This is a genomic window from Rufibacter latericius, from assembly GCF_003721515.1.
Lineage (GTDB): Bacteria > Bacteroidota > Bacteroidia > Cytophagales > Hymenobacteraceae > Nibribacter > Nibribacter latericius.
In genome coordinates, this window is the sequence record NZ_RJJD01000017.1 from 1 (window position 1) to 725 (window position 725).

1 protein-coding gene is annotated in these 725 nt (G+C 35.6%); it reads left to right on the forward strand.

Annotation, left to right across the window (positions count from 1 at the left end):
* The coding region (locus EFB08_RS19530) for a hypothetical protein (protein ID WP_227006415.1) at nt 1-626 on the forward strand (626 nt) is incomplete at its 5' end.
* Between the last annotated feature and the right edge of the window lie 99 nt (nt 627-725).

Below are 725 nucleotides of genomic sequence, written 5' to 3' on the forward strand. Positions count from 1 at the left end.
GTTGGACGCAAAAAGAAAAGATGAATCTAGATCGAATAAGTGAGCTTAATGAAGCTTTGGCTAAAGGCACTGATACATCGTTGGAAATAAGATTCTTCCAAAATAAATTGATACTTAAAAAGTCGACCCATAGGTTAGAATATATATGGTGGTTGATATTAATAATTGGCATCCCCACCTATTACTTTTGGGACAATCCGACAATTCATCTATTTATCATAGTTTCTTCCTTGTCATTAGCTTTTGTCTACCTTATTTATGATGCCTTGCTAGCTACTAACCAGCTAATTATAGATTTAACAAATAGAGAAGTTACTATTATCCCAAATGACAGAATAGTTAGCTTTCTAGGATTGGCAAAAGAAAAAAGGATAGGTTTTCAAGATATCCAAGGTATTAGTTTAGGTCAAAAATCCAATGGAAGAGGTCAACCTCCAGGCAGAAGACTTTTTATTGATACAACTACCGGGAAAGCAATAGCTGCCTTTGACTTTAGGGATAGGTTTAGTGCGAAATTGTTTAATCATTTATTAGATGATATCTTAAAAAATTCAAATAGATTATATCTTAAAAAACTCAAAAGAATTACTACGCACAACAACACCTTAACATCAGCCGGGCTTTAATCCTGCAGCAAATGCAGTACCTACCTAAACTTGTCCTTCTAGGCAGGCAGGATCAACAAGTAAGTCTCCTGGCCGCTGCAAAGCCAAGTACGTTGGCAA